Genomic DNA, 14,915 nt, shown 5'->3' on the forward strand with positions numbered 1-14,915 from the left:
CTGCCGCGCGTTCGGACGTCACCGTGATCCTTCCCGGCGCGCGGCCGCGGGCGCCAGGGTCCAACGGCCCTGTTTCCCCCCGCCACCGTAGCGCCGGACGTCCGGGCACCGGCTGTCCCCGCCGCTCGGCCGGCCGTCCAGGAAGCGGACCGTCACCGGCCGGGTCCACGCCGTACAGGGTCCGGCCGCCGACCAGTTCGCGTCCGGTGACCAGTTCGGGCCGGATGCGTACGAACACCTCCTCGGGCGAGGGCACCCAGGAGCGCGGGCCGTCACGGCTGAGGCGCTGCCGGTCGGCCGGGTCCCGCACCACCTCCGCGCGGCCGGTGACGACCACGCTCCAGCCCGACTGCCGGTCCGGGTCGATCGCGTCCGCCTCGAACGCGACCACGGTCGCGTCGACCGCGCGGGCCGGCTCCGAGGCGGCGCAAGGGCGCAGCAGCACGGCGCCGTCGCGGTCGAGGCGGAAGCCGAGCGGGAGCACGGCCGGCATCGCGGGCCGGGTGTGCACGACGCGCCCGACCGGTGCCCGCCCCAGCAGCCGGAGGCACTCCTGCCGGTCGGGTTCGCGGAATCCGTCGTGGGCGTACATGGTCGTCCGTTCCTTCGCCGGGCACGGCCTGATGCCTCCAGGGTCGGCCCGGCACCGCGCCCCGGGTCAGGGCCATCGGTCCCGCGAGCGGCAGGAGAGCGGCCCTTGTGCGGTGCGGTCGGCGCGGGCGCCGTGGGCCGTCCTCCCCCGGTCGGGGAATCGGCGCCGACCGGGCCTGGTTAACCGGCGGTTTCCGTGGTGTGCTGGTAGTGGCGGGAAGGACCCCAGCAGACGCGGGGAAGCGGCCGGCAGCCGCGCACCGCGCAATCCGGATCCGCGAGAAGCGGGTGGCGCCCTTCCCGCCCTGCCGAGCCCCGGACGCGCTGTGCCGCCCCGCGCATGGGGCGAAGGTCCCCCCGGCGGGACCGGGCGGCCCGTGGTGCCGGAGGCCGGGCGCGCGCACGCTGGAGGCATCCGCCACGAAGGGAGCCGGTGCGATGACCTCCGCGACCACCATGACCGCGGCTCTTGAGCCCCTGTACCGCGAACGGCTGCTGTGCCTCGCCCGCGAGGTCTCCTTCACGGCGGGCACCCGTCTGTTCCATGAGGGCCGGCACGCCGACCGCTTCTGGATCGTGCGCACCGGGACCGTGGCGCTCGACCTGCATGTGCCAGGCCGCCGCCCCGCCGTGATCGAGTCGCTCGGGCACGGCGAACTCGTCGGCTGGTCCTGGCACTTCGCGCCGCACATCTGGAAGTTGGGCGGCGAGGCGCAGAGCCCCGTGCGGGCGTGGGAGTTCGACGCCGAAGCGGTCCGTGCCCTGTGCGAGCAGGACCCCGAGTTCGGCCGGGCCGTCGCGGTCTGGGTCGGACGGGTGGTCGCCCAGCGGCTGCACGCCTCGCGCGTCAGGCTGCTCGACCTGTACGGCCCCTACGGCAGCGGCGGCCTGGTCTGACCTCGGCGCCGAACGGCTCCCGGGGGCCCGGCGGCCGGCCCGTTCCCGGGGTGGTCAGCCCCTGCCCCCGCTGAGGTTGCGCCACTCGGGCCCGACCCGCTTCCACTCCTCGCCCCACTCCGTCAGCCGCCTGCGGACGAGCCGGGCGCGCACCAGACGGCCGCCGGCCCAGACGAACGTGCCGGCGGCCTGGGCGACGAGCACGCCCGCCAGCACCGTCTGCAGCATCGCCTCGGCCGGTGTCGCGGGCGCCGAGACCAGCCGGCCGGTGCCGTCGGTCCAGACGGTGACCGTGCTGCCCGCGGGGGCGCCGGGGAACACCTTCGCCCGGTCGGTGTGCACGGCGCCGTTCGCGGACGTCCACCGCACGGGCGCCCACACCCGGCCGTCGTCGTAGCCGCTGCCGGCGGTCGGTGTCCTCGCGGCGCCGTCGGTGAGAACGGCGGACACGGCGTGCACCTGGGCCCTGCGGGCGGAGAAGGCCGCGTCCATGGAGCCGGCCGCCGCCTGGCCCGCGAGGACTCCGCCCAGCACGGCGAGGATCCAGGTGACGAGCACGATCCAGGCCTCGACGACGTCGCTGTGGCGCCTGAGGGGGTTGCGCCGCCAGCGCCACATCCGCACCCGCGCGACCGTCGTGGAAGGTGTCCCTGCCATGGTCGCCGCCTCCTCTCGCGTGCCGGCGGCCGCCCGTCGGGGGGTGCGGGCCCGGTCGGCGTCCCGAAGGTCCGGGCCGAGATCCCGGGTGACGGCGCGGGCCGGGCCGTGCCCGCCGCACGTCCGCCGCGCCGGCCGCGGCCCGCGCCGGGCGGGTCGTGACCGGCACCGGAGCCACCGCGTGGGGCCGGCCCGAATGCGTCACGACTCCATCGTGCACCCCGATCCGGACGTCCGCCGTGTGGGTGACAAGGAGCCGTACGGCGCCCGCCGGATCTCCCGGGCGGCGCGCCCGGGAGGCGTTGCGCCCACACGACCTAGCAGCCCGGCAACGGGACCGACCATTCCAGCGTCGCGCCGCCGCCGGTGGGAACGGCCACGTCGAACCGTCCGCCGAGTTGCGCGGCCCGCTCGGCCATGTTGGCGAGACCGCCGCGCCGGCCCTCGGCCGGGATGCCGACACCGTCGTCCGTGACCCTGAGCCGGACCTCGCGGCCGTCGGTGGTCAGCAGGACGTCGGCCCGGTCGGCGTGGGCGTGCCGGGCCACGTTGGTGAGGGCCTCGGAGAGCACGGCCACCACGTGGTCGGCGACGTCGTGGGGCACGTCGGTGTCGAGCAGGCCCTCCATCCGCAGGCCGGGCGCGAAGCCCAGCACCGGCGTGGCCTCGTCGGCGACCCGGACGGCCCTGGACCGCAGTCCGCCGCCCGCGGCGCCCTCACGGGCCCGCAGTCCGAAGATCGCGGATCTGATGATCTTGATGGTGTCGTCGAGGTCGTCCACGGCCCGCAGCACCCGCTCGGCGGCCCCCTCGTGCTCGATGAAGCGGCCGGCGCTCTGCAGGGTCATCCCGGTGGCGAACAGCCGCTGGATGGCGAGGTCGTGCAGGTCCCGGGCGATCCGGTCGCGGTCCTCCAGCAGCGCGATCTGCTCGGCGTCCGCGCGCCGCTCCGCCAGTTCCATGGCCACGGCGGCCTGCGCGGCGAAGGCCAGCAGCATCTCCGTCTCCCTGCCGGAGAAGAGCGCCCGGCCGGTCTCCCGGGCCAGCAGCAATACGCCCCGCAGGCCGCCCGCGCCGGTGCCGACCGGGACGGCGACGGCGGGGCCGAGGCCCTGGAAGCGCGGGGGTTCGGGCGAGATCCGCCCGTCCCGGGTGACGTCGTCGCTGGTGACCGGGGCGGCTGCGGTGAACGCCAGGCCCATCAGCGTGTCGTGCAGGGGCAGGACGAGACCCCGGTGCGCGTCCGCGTCCAGCCCGACGGCGATCTCCACGTCGAGCGACCCGCCGTCCGCCAGCGGCATGGCGACCGCGGCCAGTGCCGAGCCCGTGATCTCGCGGGCCTGTTCGGCGATCAGGTCGAGGACCTCGGTGCGGGCGCTGCCGGACATCAGGCTGTGCGTGATCTCGGCGTTCGCGCGCAGCCAGCGTTCGCGCAGCCGGGACTCCTCGTACAGCCGGGCGTTGTCGATCGCCACCCCCGCCGCCACCGCCAGCGTCGACAGCACCGCCTCGTCGTCCTCGTCGAACAGCGCGCCCCCGCGCTTCTCCGTCAGGTACAGGTTCCCGAACACCTGCTCCCGCACCCGGATCGGCACACCCAGAAAGCTGCTCATCGGCGGATGGTGGGCAGGAAAACCGTACGACGCCGGATGCTCCGACAACTTCGCCAGCCGCAACGGCTCGGGACGCCGGATCAGCTCACCCAGGATCCCGTGCCCCTCCGGAAACGGCCCGATCTCCGCGATCCGCTCCTGCGACACCCCCACCGTGTGGAACGCCGACAGGGTCCTGCCGTCCGGGCCGATGACGCCGAGGGCGGCGTACTCGGCGTCCACGAGGACGGCCGCCGCGTCCACGATGGCGTGCAGGGCCTGCTCCAGGTGGAGTTCCCGGCCCACGGAGAGCACGGCCTCCAGCAGGCTGTGCACCCGGTCCCGGGTTCCCCGGGCCGCGTCGAGCCGTGCCTGCAACTCCTCCAGCAGCTCGTCCAGCCTGAGCTGCGGCAGTCGTACCCGGGGCTCCGGGGCACCGCTCACCACGACCTCCAGCGCCCGTCGGCACGTGGTTCCGAACCGGCGGGTCATCTGCCACGGTATCGGTCGGCGGCGAGGGGCGGTACACGCCGCGTCGCCCGCGCCGCCGTCGGGGCGCAATCCGGCGCGAGGGTCCGACGGCCCCGCGTCAAGGGCCGAACGGCCCTGGGGGTACGGCGCGCCGTTGCGACACAGTGGGTCCAAGGAGCGGCACCGATCCCCCGCGGTGTCGCTCCGTCCGTACGGCTCGTACCGCCGGTGCGGCCGCGGCGACGCGACACGCGGCGCGGGGCGAGCGACACTCACGTCCGAAGAAGCCAGCCATGATCCGTAACGACGTCCCGACCCGCAGGCGTGTGGACCTCGACCGCGTCGAGGCGTTGCGTCTGCTGGCCGGCGTGCCTCTGGGCAGGCTCGTCTTCACCCGGCAGGCGCTGCCCACGGTCCGCCCGGTCAACCACGTGCTGGACGGCGGCGACATCGTCATCCGCACCCACGAGGGGGCGGCCCTGACCTCGCAGGCCCAGCAGGCCGGGGGCGCCGGGGTCGTCGTCGCCTACGAGGCGGACGCGATCGACCCCGACACGCACCTGGGCTGGAGCGTCGTGGTCACGGGGTACGCCCGGCTGGTCACCGACCCCGAGGAACTGACCCGCATCCGGGGGCTGCTGGAACCCTGGGCGCCGCAGCAGGGCATGGACCACGCGGTGCGCATCCGCCCCGACCTGGTCACGGGGGTACTGCTGACCGAGGCCGGCGGCCCGGCGGCGGGCTCCGGCTGAGCCACCGCCCACGGCTCACGGCCCACGGCTCACGGCCCACGCGGTGCGACGGGGTGTCCACGGCGGATGTGTCCTGGACGGTCCCGGGACGGGGGCCGAACGGCCCTATCGGGACCCCGACGCCCCCGGTTGGCTTGGTGACATGTCCGAGAACCACGCGAGACCCATGTCCGAGTGCCAGATGGGGTTCGTGGCCGAGGACGGCACGGCGTTGGCGCCGCAGGCCGGGGGCCGGGCGCCCGGCGGAGCGACCGTCGTGCCGCTGCACGGCGAGATCGACGTGCTGACCGCGACCGCGCTGTCGGAGCGGCTGGACGCGCTCACCGCGCATCCGTGCCCCGACCTGGTGCTCGATCTGCGGCCGGTCGCCTTCATCGACTGCACCGGACTCGGCGTGCTGTGCCGGGCCCGCAACCGGGCGCTGGCCCGGCGGGGCCGGCTGCGGCTGGTCGCCGACAGTTCGAGATTCCTGCGGGTCCTGCGCGTCACCGGGCTGTCCGACGTCTTCGAGGTGATCCCACGGCTCCCGCACCACGGCGAGCCGGACACCGAGGGCGCCGCCTGACCGCTGACGGGGCCGCACGGCGGGAGGAGACACCGCGTGACGAGGACCGGGAAGGGACGGCGCGGACGGCGCGGCGGCGTGCTGTGGCGGTGGCGGAAGAACCCGCTGCGGCGGCGCGAGGACATCCTGGAGGCGTGGGTCGTCCTGGCCGTCTGGCTCGTCGTGGTGATCGGCTCGGCGGCGGCCGCGGTGGTGACCGCCCGTGCCGCCGGGGCCGAGTTCGCCCACCAGCGCGCCGACCGGAGCCAGGTCCGGGCCGTCCTGCTGGCCGACGCGCCCGGCGGCACCTCGGCGGCCTGGTCGTCCGGCGGCCGGGTCTGGGTGCCCCTGCGCTGGACCGCGCCCGACGGCACGTCCCGTACCGGGCGGGCGCCCGTGGACAGCGGGCTGCGGGCCGGCGCGCGGGTGGTGGTCTGGCAGGACGGGCACGGCCGTATCGCCGCCGGCCGGCCGACGGGCGGTGCGGACGGCGTGGTGCAGGCCGGCCTGTTCGGTGCCGCGGCCGCCCTGGCCGTCGCCGCTCCCGCCTGCCTCGCCGGAGCCGTCGCCCGGGCCCACCTGGACCGCCGCCGCCTGACCCGCTGGGACCGGGAGTGGGAGCGGGTGGGCCCGCACTGGGGCCACCGCACGAGCTGACTCCCGGGACGGGGGCCGGGCTCCGGCCCGGCGCCGCACCGCCGTCAGCTGGAGGGGGACGGTCCGGTGCCGGCGATGGTGAAGTGGGCGATCGTGCCGGTGACGGTCAGGAGACGGGTGACCGCCGGCTGGAGTGGGCCGAGCAGCACCAGTTCCCGGCCGTCCGCCGCGTGGCGGCGCCGGGTGTCGAGGAGCGCGTTGAGGAGCGTGCTGTCGGCGAACGTGACCCGGGACAGGTCCACCGCTGTGGTGGGCAGCCCGGCATCGTCCGCCGCCGCGAAGGCGTCGTCGACGGCCTCGGCGTCGTCGTGGTCAAGCTCCCCGCGCACCGTGATCACCAGAACCTGCTCATAGCGAGTGACGTGCACTTTCGTCTCGAAGGCGGCGGACATCGCGCCATCTTCACACCACATCCGCAGGGAAGCCAATCGCTCCGGCGAACGGTGACCGGAACACCCGCGACAAAGTGTGCGCCACCGGCCCCGCCCGCCGGGTACGTTCAGCTGTTCCAGGTCCAGTCCGCGACCTCGGGCAGGTCGGTGCCGTGGGCGCGGATCCAGTCGTGGTGGCGGGTCCTCGCGTCCACCATGGCCTGGCGCACGGCGGCGGCGCGCACCGCGAGACCGGGCACGCGGTCGATGACGTCCATCACGAGCCGGTAGCGGTCGAGGTCGTTGCGCACCACCATGTCGAACGGCGTGGTGGTGGTGCCGGACTCCTTGTAGCCGCGCACATGCAGGTTCCCGTGCCCGGTGCGGCGGTAGGCGAGGCGGTGGACCAGCCACGGATAGCCGTGGTAGGCGAAGATCACCGGCTTGCCCACGGTGAACAGGCCGTCGTACTCGAAGTCGCTCATCCCGTGCGGGTGCTCCTCGTGCGTGAGCAGCCGTGTCATGTCGACCACGTTGACCACCCGCACCGCCACGTCGGGCAGGAACCTGCGCAGCAACTGCGCGGCGGCCAGCACCTCCTGGGTGGGGACGTCGCCGGCGCAGGCGAGGACCACGTCGGGTTCGCCGCCGTTCTCGGTGCCGGCCCAGTCCCAGATGCCGGCTCCGCGCGCGCAGTGGACCCGGGCCTGGTCCAGGGAGAGCCAGTCGAAGCACGGCTGCTTGCCCGCCACGACCACGTTGACGTAGTCGCGGCTGCGCAGCACGTGGTCGGTCACGCACAGCAGGGTGTTGGCGTCCGGCGGCAGGTAGACGCGCACCACCTCCGGGCTCTTGTTCAGGACGTGGTCGACGAACCCGGGGTCCTGGTGCGAGAAGCCGTTGTGGTCCTGGCGCCACACGTGCGAGGTGAGCAGGTAGTTGAGCGAGGGGACGGGAGCCCGCCAGGACAGTCCGCGGGAGGTCTTCAGCCACTTGATGTGCTGGTTGACCATGGAGTCGACGATGTGCACGAACGCCTCGTAGCAGGAGAACAGTCCGTGCCGGCCGGTCAGCAGGTAGCCCTCCAGCCAGCCCTGGCAGAGGTGTTCGGACAGGATCTCCAGGACCCGGCCGTGCCGGTCCAGGTGCTCGTCGACCGGGAGGGTGGCGGCCTGCCACGCCTTGCCGCTGGCGTCGAAGACGGCCTGCAGCCGGTTGGAGGCGGTCTCGTCCGGCCCGACGAGGCGGAAGTTCCGCCCGGCCGCGGTGTCCCGCATGACCCGTTCGAGCAGCCCGCCGAGCACCCGGGTGGGTTCGTGCAGCGTGGCGCCCGGCTTGTCGACGGGGACCGCGAAGGACTCGAGCGGGGGTACGGGCAGGTCGCGGACGAGCAGGCCGCCGTTGGCGTGCGGGGTGGCGCCGAGCCGACCTGTTCCGGCGGGGACGGCGGCGAGCACGTCCGGGTGCGGCCGCCCGTCGGAGCCGAACAGCTCCTCGGGCCGGTAGGAACGCAGCCACTCCTCCAGTTGGCGCAGGTGCTGGGGGTTCTCCCGCACGCCCGCGAGCGGGACCTGGTGGGCGCGCCAGGTGCCCTCGACGGGTGTGCCGTCCACCTCGGCGGGTCCGGTCCACCCCTTCGGGGTGCGCAGGACGATCACCGGCCAGTGGGCGCGCTCGGTGGTGCCGTCCTCGCGGGCGGCGCGCTGGATCCGCGCGATGTGGTCCAGTGCCCGGTCCATGGCGGCGGCCATGGCCCGGTGCACCTCGGCCGGGTCGTCACCGGTGACGTGCAGGGGTTCGTGGCCGTATCCGCGCAGCAGGGCGTCGAGTTCGTCCTCGGGCAGCCGGGAGAGCACGGTCGGGTTGGCGATCTTGTAGCCGTTGAGGTGGAGGATCGGCAGGACCGCCCCGTCGTGGACGGGGTCCAGGAACTTGTTGGAGTGCCAGGAGGTGGCCAGCGGCCCGGTCTCCGCCTCTCCGTCGCCGATCACGCAGGCGACCAGCAGCCCGGGATTGTCGAAGGCGGCGCCGTAGGCGTGGGCGAGCGAGTAGCCGAGTTCACCGCCCTCGTGGATCGAGCCCGGGGTCTCCGGCGCCACGTGACTGGGCACGCCGCCCGGGAAGGAGAACTGCCGGAACAGCCGTTCCATACCGGCCGCGTCCCGGGAGACGTCGGGGTAGGTCTCGCTGTAGGTGCCCTCCAGCCAGGAGTTGGCGACCACCGCCGGTCCGCCGTGCCCCGGCCCCCAGACGCACAGCGCGTCGAGCCCGCGCGCCTTGATCACACGGTTGAGGTGCGTGTACACGAGGTTCAGCCCGGGCGAGGTGCCCCAGTGGCCGAGCAGCCGCGGCTTGATGTGCTCGGTCCGGAGCGGTTCGGTGAGCAGCGGGTTGGCCATCAGGTAGATCTGGCCGACGGACAGGTAGTTGGCGGCACGCCAGTGCGCGTCCAGCACGCGCACGTCCTCGTCGGTCAGTGCGGTGGCGTCCTGCGGGGCGTCCAGGGACATGGGAACTCCGTCAGTCGTCTTCGATTGCCGGTAATCAGGTACGTTACGTCACACGATGTCCGTTATCGTCGGCGCGAGCACGGGGCGATGCACGTGCCGCCCGGGCCCGCGACGCGGTTCCAGCCTGGAGGGCGCGGCGGTGGCGGTACAGGGGCCATCCGGCCCATCCCGTGGCCCGCTGGTCCGCGGGCGAGCCGCAGGACGCGGGCGGGGTCGGGGCGCGGGCCGGGCGGACGCACCGCGGCCCGGGGTGCGCGAGCGGCCGGGAGCGGCCGGCCTGGTGCATCCGGCGTCGGAGGGCGATGATCGGCCTGGGGGACGCACAGTCCACGCCCCGTCCCGGACGGGGCACGGGAGGCCGCCATGGCGCCGACGCGCACCTTCACCGAACGGGACCCCATCCGGGTGTTCCTGCTCGACGACCACGAAGTCGTCCGCCGGGGCCTGGCCGACCTGCTCGACGCCGAACCGGACATCACCGTCGTGGGTGACGCGGACACCGCGGGGCACGCGCTCGCCCGCGGCCCCGCCCTGCGCCCGGACGTGGCGGTGCTCGACGTGCGCCTGCCGGACGGCGACGGCATCACCGTCTGCCGGGAGCTGCGCGGCCGGCTGCCCGGGCTGGCCTGTCTGATGCTGACCTCGTTCGACGACGAGGACGCCCTGCTCGACGCGATCATGGCAGGGGCCGCCGGCTATGTGCTGAAGCAGGTCAAGGGCGCGGACCTGGTGACGGCGGTCCGCACGGTCGCCTCCGGGCAGTCGATGCTGGACCCGGCGACGACGGCCCGCCTCATGCGCGCGCTGCGGGCCGAGACCCCGCCCGTGCCCCCGCCGGATCCGGCCGCGTCGGCGGCGCTGTCGCCCCGGGAGCGGGACATCCTGGCGCTGATCGGCGACGGGCTGACCAACCGCGAGATCGGCACGCGGCTGTACCTGTCGGAGAAGACCGTGAAGAACCACATCTCCCGGCTCCTGGCCAAGCTGGGCGTCAGGCGCCGGGTGCAGGCCGCGGTCCTCGCCTCCCAGCTTGGCGGCCCCGGCACGGCGGAGCGCCCGGAGCGGTGAGGACCGCCCGCAGCGGGCGGTGGCGGTGGGGTCGCGACGGGCCCCGGATCAGGTCCCTTCGGTCCGGACGATGACGACCGGGCACGCCGCGTGCTGGGAGACGTGCTGGCTGACGGACCCGAGCAGGGCGCGGGCGAACCCGCCTCTGCCCCGGCTGCCGACCACCACCGCTTCGGCCCCCTCGGCGGAGCGCAGCAGGACCTCCGCCGCGTTGCCGTGCACCACGTGCGCCCGGACCGCCCCGGCCGTCTCCGCGCCCAGCACGTCGGTGAGTTCCTGGCGCATCATCTGCCGTGCCTCGTCCTCGTCGACGTCCGTGTCCACCGCGGGCGCCGACCAGCCGTACAGACCGGGCAGCTCCCACACGGTGACCGCGTCCACGACGCCGCCGAGGAGCGCGGCGTACCGCACGGCCCAGCGCACCGCCGCGTACGAGGAGTCCGACCCGTCCACGCCGACCACGACCCTCGGCTCGGAGACGTCCCTGTCCATGCGCTCCACCTCTCCCGCTCTCCCGCGGCGCTCCCGCCGTCCGACCGGCGCCCTTCGCCTCCACGCTGCGCGAGGCCGGGCCCGCGCGCCACAGATGGGCCTCCGGGGGCATGACGGAGGCGGGGCGGGGGGCGTGGACGGGACGGGGCGGCCGGCTCAGGGCAGCAGCCGCTGCTCCTTGGCGCGGCGCGCGGCGGCAGGGTGCGCAGGCCGGTGTAGAACAGCGGGACCGCGCACCAGGCGAAGCTCGGGGCGAGCACGACCAGCAGCGCCCAGACGGCGACGACCAGGCCCAGCCAGACCGTCCGGCGGCGGGTGGGGCGGGTGCCGGACGCGATGCCGGGAACGGCGGAGACGCCGGGCACACGGAGGACACCGAGCACGTAGAGCAGGGCCAGCAGCGTGGACAGGGCGACGATCCACGGGGTGTGGGGGCCCCTCGGCGTGCCGGGCGAGGGACGCGCCGAGCAGCACGAAGAACGCCGGGTGCATGACGACGGTGAGGGCGCGGGTGTCGTCGCGTACGGTTCCCGGCACCGCCCTCACCTCCCTGTGACCGCGCTGAACTGGGCAAACACCTTCCATTGTTGCCTGGTCCCGCGGGCCGGGGGTCATCCGATCGGATGACCCCCGAGGCAGCCGGTCCGGCGACGGGAGACGGCCGGAACCGGGCCCAGGATCGGTACCGGGAGCGATTGCGCCCCTCTCGACGCCACAGGAAGGCCGTTCATCATGTCAAGCCGCAAGAAGCCGTCCCGTCGTACCCGTGTCCTCGTGGGCGGTGCCGCCCTGGCCGTCGTCGGCGCGGGCGTCGTCGGTACGGTCGCCGCCAACGCCGCCGACTCGTCCGGGACCACCCCGGCCGCCGCCCCCGTCGCCGCGCGGGAAGGTGACCTGACCCGGAGCACGCACCTGACCCTGGACGCCGCCACCGAGGCGGCCCGCGCCGCGGTGCGCGCCGCGGAGAAGGAGGGCCGGCACGTCTCCGTGGCCGTCGTCGACCGCGACGGCAACACCCTGGTCACCCTGCGCGGCGACGGCGCGGGCCCGCAGTCGTACGAGTCCGCCGAGCGCAAGGCGTTCACGGCGGTGTCCTGGAACGCGCCCACCTCGGAGCTGGCCGGGCGGCTGGCGCAGGCGCCGACCCTGAAGGACATCCCGGGCACGCTGTTCCTCGCCGGCGGTGCCCCGGTGACCGCCCAGGGCGCCCCGGTCGCGGGCATCGGCGTCGCGGGCGCCCCGTCGGGCGACCTGGACGAGAAGTACGCGCAGGCCGGAGGGGCGACGCTCGGCCACTGACGCCCGGGCCCGCGCTGCCCCCGCCGGTCCTGCCCGGCGCGGGGGACTCGGGCCGGACAGCAATGCGTCCGGGCCCGCCCCCGCGAGGGCGGACCCGGACGCTGCCGGCCGGTGGATCAGACCAGGTCGAACCGGTCCAGGTTCATGACCTTGTCCCACGCGGCGACGAAGTCCTTGACGAACTTCTCCTTGGCGTCGTCCGAGGCGTACACCTCGGCGAGCGCGCGCAGCTCGGAGTTCGAGCCGAAGACCAGGTCGGCACGGCTGCCGGCCCACTTCAGCTCGCCGGTGGCGGCGTCGCGGCCCTCGAACGCGGTCTGGTCCTCGCTGGTCGCCTTCCACGTCGTGCCCAGGTCGAGCAGGTTGACGAAGTAGTCGTTGGTGAGGACACCGGGCGTCCGGGTGAGGACACCGAGCTGCGAACCCTGGTGATTGGCGCCGAGGACGCGCAGGCCGCCGACCAGGACGGTCATCTCCGGGGCGCTCAGGGTGAGCAGGTTGGCCCGGTCGAGCAGCAGGTACTCGGCCGGCAGGCGGTTGCCCTTGCCGAGGTAGTTGCGGAAGCCGTCGGCGACCGGCTCCAGCGCCTCGAAGGACTCGGCGTCGGTGTGCTCCTCGGTGGCGTCCACACGGCCCGCGGTGAAGGGCACCTGGACCTCGAAGCCCGCTTCCTTGGCGGCCTTCTCCACGGCGGCGGCGCCGCCGAGGACGATGAGGTCGGCCATGGAGACCTTCTTGGCGCCGGAGGCGGCGTTGAAGTCCCGCTGGACGCCCTCGAGGACGCGCAGCACCTGGGCGAGCTCGTCGGGGTCGTTGACCTCCCAGCCGCTCTGCGGGGCGAGGCGGACGCGGGCGCCGTTGGCACCGCCGCGCTTGTCGCTGCCGCGGAAGGTCGAGGCGGACGCCCAGGCGGTGGAGACGAGCTGGGAGACGGTGAGGCCCGACTCCAGCAGCTTGGTCTTGAGGGCCGCGACGTCGGCGGAGTCGATCAGCTCGCCCTCGCGCTCGGGCAGCGGGTCCTGCCACAGCAGGGTCTCCGCCGGGACCTCCGGGCCGAGGTACAGCGACTTCGGGCCCATGTCGCGGTGGGTGAGCTTGTACCAGGCGCGGGCGAAGGCGTCCGCGAACTCCTCCGGGTTCTCGTAGAACCGGCGGGAGATCGGCTCGTAGATCGGGTCGTAGCGCAGCGACAGGTCGGTGGTCAGCATGCGCGGGCGGTGCTTCTTCTCCGGGTCGAACGCGTCCGGGACGTTCTCCGGGGCGTCCTTCGCCACCCACTGGTTGGCGTCGGCCGGGCTCTGGGTGAGTTCGTACTCGTACTCGAAGAGGTTCTTGAAGAAGCCGTTGCTCCACTGGGTCGGGGTCGTGGTCCAGATGACCTCGAGACCGGAGGTGATGGCGTCCTTGCCGACACCCGTGTTGTAGGTGCTGCGCCAGCCCAGGCCCTGCTCCTCCATGGTGGCGGCCTCGGGGTCGGCGCCCACGTGGTCGGCGGGGCCGGCGCCGTGGGTCTTGCCGAAGGTGTGGCCGCCGGCGATCAGGGCGACGGTCTCCTCGTCGTTCATCGCCATGCGGCGGAACGTCTCACGGATGTCGCGGGCCGCCGCGATCGGGTCCGGGTTGCCGTTCGGGCCCTCCGGGTTGACGTAGATCAGGCCCATCTGCACCGCGCCGAGCGGGTTCTCCAGCTCGCGGTCGCCGGTGTAGCGGCGGTCGTCCAGCCAGGTGGTCTCGGGGCCCCAGTAGACGTCCTCCTCGGCCTCCCAGACGTCGGCGCGGCCGCCGCCGAAGCCGAAGGTCTCGAAGCCCATCTGCTCCAGCGCGACGTTGCCGGTGAGGACCAGCAGGTCGGCCCAGGAGATGTTCTGGCCGTATTTCTTCTTGACCGGCCACAGCAGGCGGCGGGCCTTGTCGAGGTTGCCGTTGTCGGGCCAGCTGTTCAGCGGGGCGAAGCGCTGCTGGCCGGCGCCGGCGCCGCCGCGGCCGTCGCTGATGCGGTAGGTGCCCGCGCTGTGCCACGCCATGCGGATCATCAGCGGGCCGTAGTTGCCGAAGTCGGCGGGCCACCAGTCCTGCGAGGTGGTGAGCACCTCGGCGATGTCCTGTTTCACGGCCGCCAGGTCGAGCCGGCCGAACGCCTCGGCGTAGTCGAACTCCTCGCCCAGCGGATTGGCCACGGCCGGGTTCTTGGCCAGGATCTTCAGGTTGAGCCGCTCCGGCCACCACTGGCGGTTGCCGCCGCCCTGGGTGGGGTGCGGGGCACGGTCGTGCGCGACGGGGCAGCCGCCGCTTCCCTCCGCCTTCGCGTCAGTGACGATCGCGTCGTGGTTCTCAGTCATGGCAATCCTTCCGAACTGTGCGGAACTCGGTGCTCAGGAACTGCGGCCGGTGGAACAGTCGGGGCAGGTGCCCCAGTAGACGACCTCGGCCTCGTCGATCGAGAAGCCGCGGTCGTCGGAGGCGGTCAGGCAGGGTGCGTCGCCTACCGCACAGTCCACGTCGGCGAGGGCACCGCAATCTCGGCACACGACGTGGTGGTGGTTGTCGCCGACCCGCCCCTCGAACCGGGCGGGACTCCCGGCCGGCTCGATACGGCGTATGAGGCCCGCTGCGGTGAGGGCGTGCAGGGCCTCGTAGACGGCTTGCAGGGAGATGTGACCCACGCGGTCGCGGACCCCGGCAGCGATCGCCTCGACGCCGAGGTGGTCACCGTCCCGGACGGTCTCCAGCAGCGCTACGCGGGCCGCCGTCACGCGCAGTCCGGCACCGCGCAGCTCCTCGGCGGTGGTCGGGATCTGGGATCCGGTCATGACCCAGGAACCTACCCTCATAAACACGAAGGGTTCAAGAAAACGAATGATGCAATTCTGGCCTTCCGCGGTCGGCCGCCGTTCGCCCGCGCGACACCCGGCCCCGCGGGACCGGCGCGGCCCCCTGGCGCCCGGGCACGGACGCATCATCCGGCCGCGCGGCCGCCCGGTCGGAACGCCGAGCCGCGGGGTCCACCGAACGGG

13 protein-coding genes and 2 pseudogenes are annotated in these 14,915 nt (G+C 74.1%); 6 read left to right on the forward strand and 9 right to left on the reverse strand.

Annotation, left to right across the window (positions count from 1 at the left end; genetic code table 11):
- Window positions 1–211: 211 nt before the first annotated feature.
- Window positions 212–592, reverse strand: a pseudogene (locus tag PV343_RS13145) (pyridoxamine 5'-phosphate oxidase family protein); the annotation flags it as partial.
- Window positions 593–1,029: 437 nt separating this feature from the next.
- On the opposite strand from PV343_RS13145, the gene PV343_RS13150 reads away from it, so the two are divergent.
- Window positions 1,030–1,488 carry a Crp/Fnr family transcriptional regulator gene (locus tag PV343_RS13150; protein WP_319147055.1) on the forward strand — a complete coding sequence of 153 codons (459 nt, stop codon included), beginning with the start codon at window positions 1,030–1,032 and terminating at the stop codon, window positions 1,486–1,488.
- Window positions 1,489–1,542: 54 nt separating this feature from the next.
- Here PV343_RS13150 and PV343_RS13155 read toward each other — a convergent pair whose 3' ends face one another.
- Together PV343_RS13155 and PV343_RS13160 are read right to left on the reverse strand one after the other, a co-directional pair.
- Window positions 1,543–2,145: a hypothetical protein gene (locus PV343_RS13155; protein WP_319147056.1), complete on the reverse strand. Its 603-nt coding sequence runs from the start codon at window positions 2,143–2,145 to the stop codon at window positions 1,543–1,545.
- A gap of 317 nt (window positions 2,146–2,462) precedes the next feature.
- Window positions 2,463–4,181: a GAF domain-containing protein gene (locus PV343_RS13160; protein ID WP_319147057.1), complete on the reverse strand. Its 1,719-nt coding sequence runs from the start codon at window positions 4,179–4,181 to the stop codon at window positions 2,463–2,465.
- A 320-nt stretch (window positions 4,182–4,501) separates the two neighbouring features.
- On the opposite strand from PV343_RS13160, the gene PV343_RS13165 reads away from it, so the two are divergent.
- The 3 genes from PV343_RS13165 (at window position 4,502) to PV343_RS13175 (ending at window position 6,161) form a co-directional block, all read left to right on the forward strand.
- Window positions 4,502–4,960, forward strand: a complete 459-nt coding sequence (locus PV343_RS13165) for a pyridoxamine 5'-phosphate oxidase family protein (protein WP_319147058.1) — start codon at window positions 4,502–4,504, stop codon at window positions 4,958–4,960.
- Between the two features lie 142 nt (window positions 4,961–5,102).
- Complete coding sequence (locus PV343_RS13170) at window positions 5,103–5,525, forward strand: STAS domain-containing protein (protein WP_415923491.1); 423 nt, start codon at window positions 5,103–5,105, stop codon at window positions 5,523–5,525.
- A gap of 36 nt (window positions 5,526–5,561) precedes the next feature.
- Window positions 5,562–6,161 (forward strand): hypothetical protein, encoded by a 600-nt coding sequence (locus PV343_RS13175; RefSeq protein WP_319147059.1) that lies wholly within the window; start codon window positions 5,562–5,564, stop codon window positions 6,159–6,161.
- A gap of 44 nt (window positions 6,162–6,205) precedes the next feature.
- Here the strand turns inward: PV343_RS13175 and PV343_RS13180 are convergent, their stop codons facing one another.
- Both PV343_RS13180 and PV343_RS13185 read right to left on the reverse strand, forming a co-directional pair.
- Window positions 6,206–6,553 (reverse strand): STAS domain-containing protein, encoded by a 348-nt coding sequence (locus PV343_RS13180; RefSeq protein ID WP_319147060.1) that lies wholly within the window; start codon window positions 6,551–6,553, stop codon window positions 6,206–6,208.
- A gap of 107 nt (window positions 6,554–6,660) precedes the next feature.
- On the reverse strand, window positions 6,661–9,042 hold the full coding sequence (locus PV343_RS13185) for a phosphoketolase (protein WP_319147061.1): 2,382 nt from the start codon (window positions 9,040–9,042) through the stop codon (window positions 6,661–6,663).
- A gap of 363 nt (window positions 9,043–9,405) precedes the next feature.
- Between PV343_RS13185 and PV343_RS13190 the strand changes: the two genes are divergently transcribed.
- On the forward strand, window positions 9,406–10,110 hold the full coding sequence (locus PV343_RS13190; protein ID WP_319147062.1) for a response regulator transcription factor: 705 nt from the start codon (window positions 9,406–9,408) through the stop codon (window positions 10,108–10,110).
- Between the two features lie 48 nt (window positions 10,111–10,158).
- Here PV343_RS13190 and PV343_RS13195 read toward each other — a convergent pair whose 3' ends face one another.
- On the reverse strand, window positions 10,159–10,602 hold the full coding sequence (locus PV343_RS13195) for a universal stress protein (RefSeq protein ID WP_319147063.1): 444 nt from the start codon (window positions 10,600–10,602) through the stop codon (window positions 10,159–10,161).
- 182 nt (window positions 10,603–10,784) lie between these two features.
- Window positions 10,785–11,094, reverse strand: a pseudogene (locus tag PV343_RS13200) (sensor histidine kinase); the annotation flags it as partial.
- 240 nt (window positions 11,095–11,334) lie between these two features.
- Between PV343_RS13200 and PV343_RS13205 the strand changes: the two are divergent.
- Window positions 11,335–11,901, forward strand: coding sequence for a heme-binding protein (locus PV343_RS13205; protein ID WP_319147064.1), 567 nt, complete (start codon window positions 11,335–11,337; stop codon window positions 11,899–11,901).
- Between the two features lie 116 nt (window positions 11,902–12,017).
- Here the strand turns inward: PV343_RS13205 and katG are convergent, their stop codons facing one another.
- Both katG and PV343_RS13215 read right to left on the reverse strand, forming a co-directional pair.
- Window positions 12,018–14,240 carry a catalase/peroxidase HPI gene (gene katG, locus PV343_RS13210; protein ID WP_319147065.1) on the reverse strand — a complete coding sequence of 741 codons (2,223 nt, stop codon included), beginning with the start codon at window positions 14,238–14,240 and terminating at the stop codon, window positions 12,018–12,020.
- Window positions 14,241–14,273: 33 nt separating this feature from the next.
- A complete protein-coding gene (locus PV343_RS13215) occupies window positions 14,274–14,711 on the reverse strand; it encodes a Fur family transcriptional regulator (protein WP_319147066.1) in 438 nt (145 codons plus the stop codon).
- Window positions 14,712–14,915: the final 204 nt, after the last annotated feature.

The organism is Streptomyces sp. WI03-4A (assembly GCF_033792105.1).
GTDB lineage: Bacteria > Actinomycetota > Actinomycetes > Streptomycetales > Streptomycetaceae > Streptomyces > Streptomyces collinus_A.

Coding starts and splice junctions, on each gene's coding strand:
- PV343_RS13150 (WP_319147055.1), top strand. CDS start 1,030: ATGACCTCCGCGACCACCATGACCGCGGCTCTTGAGCCCCTGTACCGC.
- PV343_RS13155 (WP_319147056.1), bottom strand. CDS start 2,145: ATGGCAGGGACACCTTCCACGACGGTCGCGCGGGTGCGGATGTGGCGC.
- PV343_RS13165 (WP_319147058.1), top strand. CDS start 4,502: ATGATCCGTAACGACGTCCCGACCCGCAGGCGTGTGGACCTCGACCGC.
- PV343_RS13170 (WP_415923491.1), top strand. CDS start 5,103: ATGTCCGAGAACCACGCGAGACCCATGTCCGAGTGCCAGATGGGGTTC.
- PV343_RS13180 (WP_319147060.1), bottom strand. CDS start 6,553: ATGTCCGCCGCCTTCGAGACGAAAGTGCACGTCACTCGCTATGAGCAG.
- PV343_RS13185 (WP_319147061.1), bottom strand. CDS start 9,042: ATGTCCCTGGACGCCCCGCAGGACGCCACCGCACTGACCGACGAGGAC.
- PV343_RS13190 (WP_319147062.1), top strand. CDS start 9,406: ATGGCGCCGACGCGCACCTTCACCGAACGGGACCCCATCCGGGTGTTC.
- PV343_RS13195 (WP_319147063.1), bottom strand. CDS start 10,602: ATGGACAGGGACGTCTCCGAGCCGAGGGTCGTGGTCGGCGTGGACGGG.
- PV343_RS13205 (WP_319147064.1), top strand. CDS start 11,335: ATGTCAAGCCGCAAGAAGCCGTCCCGTCGTACCCGTGTCCTCGTGGGC.
- katG (WP_319147065.1), bottom strand. CDS start 14,240: ATGACTGAGAACCACGACGCGATCGTCACTGACGCGAAGGCGGAGGGA.
- PV343_RS13215 (WP_319147066.1), bottom strand. CDS start 14,711: ATGACCGGATCCCAGATCCCGACCACCGCCGAGGAGCTGCGCGGTGCC.